Below are 5684 nucleotides of genomic sequence, written 5' to 3' on the forward strand. Positions count from 1 at the left end.
CTTCACGCGAAAAGTGCTTTCGGACTGGCGCGGACAGGACTCTCGACAAGCCCTATCCTCCCAGCTCGGGGGCACTTTTCTTGTCTAAACGGTCACTCTCGACCCGCCGCCCGATGAAAGCCCGAGGCTAGGGAGTCGGCGCCCGCCCCGCGAGCACCGGCCGTCCGGCGGCCTGTGCCCGGGCGCACGCCCGCCGGTCGGCGGGAATTACAAATCGTGCGGGGAAAACGTGAAATCGCCTCACCAGGGCGGGTTAGGCTAAAGATCGTTCCAACGGTCGGACGAGAGGCACGAGGTGGACGACGGCTGGACGCCCCGCGAGGTCGACATGAAGGTGCCGAACGTGGCGCGCATGTACGACTACTACCTCGGCGGCAAGGACAACTACGCGGCCGACCGCGAGGCGGCCGAGAAGATCTTCGCGCGCGCGCCGTTCACCCCCGTCCTCGCCAGGTACAACCGCGCCTTCCTGCGCCGCGCCGCCCGACACCTCGCCGCTTCCGGCGTCCGGCAGTTCCTCGACGTCGGGACCGGGCTGCCGACGAACGGCAACGTCCACGAGGTCGTGCGGGAGCTGGTGCCGGACGCGCGGGTCGCCTACCTCGACATCGACCCGGTCGTGGTCGCGCACGGCCGCGCCCTCACCGCCACCGACCACCGGACGATCGTCCTGGAGCACGACCTGCGCGACGCCGAGGCGATCCTCGCCGACCCGGTGCTGCGCGAGACGATCGACTTCGGCGAGCCGGTCGGGCTGATGCTGCTGGCCGTGCTGCACTGCCTGAGCGACGAGGAGGACCCGTACGGGTCCGTCGCGGCACTGCGCGACGCCCTGCCGGCCGGCAGCCACGTCGTGATCTCGCACATCACCGGGGACGACGCGGTCACGGAGAACTCGACCGAGGTCTACGGCCACGCCAACACCGGCATGACGCACCGCAGCCGCGAGCAGCAGCTGCGCTTCTTCGACGGCTGGACGCTGCTGGAGCCCGGGCTGGTCCGCCTGGACGAATGGCGGCCCGACCCCGACACCGGCACGATCGGCGCCGGCGGCGACTACTTCCTGTGCGGCGTCGGAGCCAAGACGTCCTGACGCGCCGCCGCGCGGAGTTTTGTCGAACGGTTGACAAGCGCGGGACCGCCGATGCGTCCCGGCGCGCATTGGAATAAGTGTCTAATTACCTTAGGGTCGGGTCGCCGTCACCGGGACGGCACGGGGGACGACACGAAGGGTTCACCGTCATGCACAGCAGTGCCCGCCGGGTCCTGCGCACCGTGCTGGCCTCCTGCGTGGGCGCCGCCATGACGGCGGCCGCCCTGCAGGGGACCGCCGCCGCCGCGCCGCAGGACACCGCGCCGCCCGCCCAGCCTCCCGCCCAGCCCCCGGGCCAGGATCCGTTCTACCGGCCGCCCTCGCCGCTGCCCGCCGGGCAGCCGGGCGACGTCATCCGCTCCCGCCCGTCCGTCTTCACCGTCGACCCGATCGGCCACTCGCCCTACGGCGGCGTGAAGTCGTGGCAGGTGCTGTACCGGTCGCAGACCGCCGCCGGCGCACCGACCGCCGTGTCCGGCACCGTGCTCGTCCCGGACAAGCCGTGGACGGGCACCGGCAAGCGGCCCCTCATCTCCTACGCCGTCGGGACGCGCGGGCTCGGCGACTCCTGCGCCCCGTCCTACACCCTCACCCAGGGCCTGGACTACGAGGAACTGTTCGTCATCGACGCCCTCAACCAGGGCTGGGCCGTCGCCGTCACCGACATGGAAGGCCTCGGCACGCCGGGGCAGCACACCTACGAGGTCGGCCGCTCCCAGGGCATGGCCGTGCTCAACATGGCGCGCGCCGCCGAGCGCCTCCCGGACGCCGGGCTCGCCGGCGCCCCCGTCGGCGTCAAGGGCTACTCGCAGGGCGGGACGTCCGCCGGATGGGCCGCCGAACTCGCCGCGTCCTACGCGCCGGACCTCGACCTCAAGGGCGTCGCCGCCGGCGGCGTCCCCGCCGACCTGCGCGCCGTCGCCGCGAGCCTGGACGGCGGCCCGTTCATCGCGCTGATGTTCATGGCCGCCGCCGGCTACGACGCCGCCTACCCCGAGCTGAAGCTCGACGGCTACCTCAACGACAACGGCCGCGCACTGCTCGCCAAGGCCAAGGACATCTGCCTGGTCAGCGTCGACGGCCCGCTCACCGTGCTCCAGACCGCGTTCAAGAAGATCAGCGACTACACCACGAGCAACCCGCTGGACACGCCGCAGTGGAAGGCCCGGCTCGACGAGAACAAGCTCGGTTCCACCGCGCCGAGCGTCCCCGTCTTCCAGGCGCAGGCGCTGCTGGACGAGATCATCCCGGCGAAGCAGGCCGAGACCCTCGACCACGACTGGTGCGCCAAGGGCGCCAATGTCACCTACAAGAGCTACCCGATCGCCGAGCACGCCACCGGCCTGCTGGAAAGCGAGGGCGACATGATGAGCTTCCTCGCCGACCGCTTCGCCGGAAAGCCCGTCCAGGGCAACTGCTCGTAGCCCTCCGCGGGGGCGGGCCGGCGACGGCCCGTCCCCGGCCAGGCGGCTCTCAAGCCTCGCGGCGCCAGGCGTCCGCGATCAGCCGCCGGACCTCCGCCTGCGTGACCGGCGCCAGCCCGCGCCGCTCCCGCTCCCGGCACACCGACGTCATCTCCACGTCCGGCATCCCGCACGGCACCGCCCACTTCCACGGCGCCGGATCGGCGTCGACGTCCATCGAGAACCCGTGCGCGCTCACGCCCCGCGAGATGTGCATCCCCAGCGAGACGATCTTGCGGCCCTCCGCCGTCCACACCCCCGTCAGCAGCGGGCTGCCCGGCGGGGTGTCGCGCCGCTCCGCCGCGATGCCCAGCTCCCCGAGCACCCCGACCAGCAGGAGCTCGATGTCGCGCAGCAGCCCCACCACGTCCCGCGGATCCGCGAGCTTCAAGACCGGATACCCGACGATCTGCTCCGGCGAGTGGTAGGTGAGCTTCCCGCCGCGCCGCACCTCCACCACCGGGATGCCGTGCGCCGGATCGGGCCGCTCCTCCGGCGGCGTCCGCCGCCCCACCGTGTACGTCCGCGGATGCGACAGGATCCACAACGTGTCGGTCGCGGCGCCGGACTGCCGGTCCCGCACCATCCGCTCCATGGTCGCGATCGCCTCGGCGTAGTCGACAAGCTCGCTCTCGACCACCCGCAGCGGACCGCCCTCACGGCGCGCGCGCAGCCCCGTCCGAACCGTGCCGGGCTCGCCATGGGATGTCGTCAATGACATGGATCCTCCCCGCAGCGAGTGTATCCGGGCGCCGATGTCGGCCCCGCGAGGCAGGATGGTCGCATGGATCTGGTGGAGTTTCTGCGCGCCCGCCTCGCCAAGGACGAACAGGTCGCCCGCGCCTGCTCCGGCGCGTCCTGGGCGGCCGGCTCCTCCGGCGCCGTCCACCTCGACGCCGACGGCGAGCCCGCCCTCGTCGCGTCCGCCGAGACCGAGGCCTACGCCGAGCACATCGCCCGCCACGACCCGTCCCGCGCCCTCCAGGAGGTCGCCGCCCGCCGGCAGATCGTCGACGAGCACGAGAAACACGCCTGGATCATCGCCCAGGGCCGCGCCACACCCGAACAGCAGGCCGCCCACGCCGTCCGCGAACAGACCCTCCGCCTCCTCGCCCTCACCTACGCCCACCACCCCGCCTACAACGAGGAATGGCGCGCCTAGACCGACTCCACCAGCGCGGGACGCCGTGGATCGTCCACCTTCAGAACGACGTCGGCGGCCCGCAACGGCTCGACCTCCCGCTCGTAACGCGCGAACGCCGGAAGCGTCCAGGCGGCCTCGTCCGGAGTGCGGCGCGCCAGCGCGCCCGGCGACATCGCCAGATGGACGACCACATCGAGCGGAAGGCCCCGGCCCAGCAGCAGCGCACCGTCCAGCAACAGGACGCCGCCGGGCTGCACAGCCGTGTACCGCGCGCGCGTCGCGCGGTCCAGCTCGCTGTCCCACAGGCTCGGCAGCACCTTCCCCGACCCATTCGGCTCCAGCGGCCCCAGCACCTCCCGCACGAGCCCGCCCACATCGAGCCACTCGTCGTAGTACACGTCGGGATCCTCGCGGCCGAACTCGTACCGCAGCGACGCCGGCCGCAGGAAATCGCGCGCCGACACCCGCACCACATCACGTCCCGCCGCACGCAACGGCCCCACCAGCGCGTCGGCGAACCCCTGCGGCTCCGCCGCCGGCGCACCGTCCACCGCCACCCTCTGCCACGCCTCGGACGGCGCCCCCGCGATCCGGTCGCACACCTCCTCGACCGCCCGCTCGGGCGTGATCGCTCGCGCACGCATGCCACCCATCCTGCAATAGGGCGCCGCAGACCGAACGCGTGCCGCCGCCCGCGACGATCCGCCTGCTGCCGCGGGAAGTAGACGACGGACCATGCCGCACGGTCCCAGGGGGCCTCGGCAGGCGCCGTCGGCCCCACCGCCGCATGCGGCCAGCGCCCAGACCTCCGCATAAAGGCGACCGGCCGGAAACGTTGTGAGTGCACACCTTCGCCACCGCGGAGTACATCACCGTCGTCTCCGAGTGTTCCGTACTCGAAGGCCGTGTGCTCCGCGTTCTTGGAAGGCAAGCTCTATGCCAGCCGACTATGGCAAGCTCCAACGCGTCCCCGATGCGCGGGCGCACTGCGCTGCTCGTCCTGTGAATGCAGCCTGCATGCCCTCGCCTCCACCACCGGCAGGCTCCACTGGAGCTTCGCCCCCGGCGGACGGCCTCTCCCACCCACCGCGTCCGGCGGCCACGTCGCCTCCAGCACCACCCACCTGCCTCGACGCCGCCACCGGAAGGAGCGTTGACGCGCCGCCGCCACCGGCTCCGGCAGCCCCTGTAGCCCGGCGGTCGGCGATGGCGTCGTCTGCGCCTATGTGTACTTCGCAGGCCTCGACGTCAAGACCGGCAGGACCCGCTGGCACTGCCCCAGCGGATCCCAATACCGTCCACCTCCTCGCACCGAGCGGCCTCTGGGCCATGACGGCACGCGACGGCAGGGTCCTCTCTGGTCCGGCACGACCGCCGGGGCCTGACACGCATGGTCCCGTCCGCCGGACGCGTTCACGCCGCCGGATTCGGGAAAGCGCCCGCCATCATCGCGGAGAAGTCGTCCTGAACCGTCTTCGTCTCTCACTGGTCAAGCGGCGGCGAGCACACTCCGTTGCCCTCACCTAGGGCGTCGTCACCTTCACGACGAAGGGCCGTGTCTCCAGCATCGACGCGATCAGCGACGCACCCTGCTGGATGGCCTCGCTGGCAAGGACCACACCGACAAGGACCACACCGACAAGGACCACACCGGCGAGGACCACACCGGCGAGGACCACACCGGCGAGGACCACACCGGCGAGGACCACACCGGCGAGGACCACACCGGCGAGGACCACACCGGCGAGGCCATCCCGCTCTCCAACACCGCCGCCGCAAACAAGGTCGTCTGCGGCTTGGAGTGCGCTGGGGAAGTGGCGTTCGGGGTTTGGCGGGAGGGTGTTCGGATGCGTCGGTGGGAGGGGTGTTCGGGTGGTGGGGTGGCGCTTGCGTACGGGGCCGCCCCTCCAAAGTCAAGGGCGCCTTCGGCGTCGCTTCGCGATGGACTTCGTCCACCCTTGACTTTGGAGCCTCTGCGGCCCCT

At 71.8% G+C, this 5684-nt stretch carries 6 protein-coding genes; 3 read left to right on the forward strand and 3 right to left on the reverse strand.

The window, feature by feature from the left end; all coding sequences use genetic code 11:
• Window positions 1-295 precede the first annotated feature (295 nt).
• Entirely contained in the window at window positions 296-1093 is a 798-nt protein-coding gene (locus F8568_RS46290; RefSeq protein WP_328601332.1) for an SAM-dependent methyltransferase, read from the forward strand.
• 149 nt (window positions 1094-1242) lie between these two features.
• Window positions 1243-2517, forward strand: coding sequence for a lipase family protein (locus tag F8568_RS46295; RefSeq protein WP_151600530.1), 1275 nt, complete (start codon window positions 1243-1245; stop codon window positions 2515-2517).
• A gap of 49 nt (window positions 2518-2566) precedes the next feature.
• Here F8568_RS46295 and lipB read toward each other — a convergent pair whose 3' ends face one another.
• Window positions 2567-3277, reverse strand: a complete 711-nt coding sequence (lipB, locus tag F8568_RS46300; RefSeq protein WP_151600531.1) for a lipoyl(octanoyl) transferase LipB — start codon at window positions 3275-3277, stop codon at window positions 2567-2569.
• Window positions 3278-3340: 63 nt separating this feature from the next.
• Here lipB and F8568_RS46305 point away from each other — a divergent pair, with 63 nt between their 5' ends.
• Complete coding sequence (locus tag F8568_RS46305; RefSeq protein ID WP_151600532.1) at window positions 3341-3718, forward strand: DUF6221 family protein; 378 nt, start codon at window positions 3341-3343, stop codon at window positions 3716-3718.
• On the opposite strand, the gene F8568_RS46310 is transcribed toward F8568_RS46305, so the two are convergent.
• Window positions 3715-4344, reverse strand: a complete 630-nt coding sequence (locus F8568_RS46310) for a nucleoside/nucleotide kinase family protein (RefSeq protein ID WP_151600533.1) — start codon at window positions 4342-4344, stop codon at window positions 3715-3717. The genes F8568_RS46305 and F8568_RS46310 overlap by 4 nt on opposite strands.
• An 879-nt stretch (window positions 4345-5223) precedes the next feature.
• Window positions 5224-5439, reverse strand: coding sequence for a hypothetical protein (locus F8568_RS46315; protein ID WP_160574033.1), 216 nt, complete (start codon window positions 5437-5439; stop codon window positions 5224-5226).
• Window positions 5440-5684: the final 245 nt, after the last annotated feature.

The sequence above is a fragment of the Actinomadura physcomitrii genome (genome assembly GCF_008923205.2).
Lineage (GTDB): Bacteria > Actinomycetota > Actinomycetes > Streptosporangiales > Streptosporangiaceae > Spirillospora > Spirillospora physcomitrii.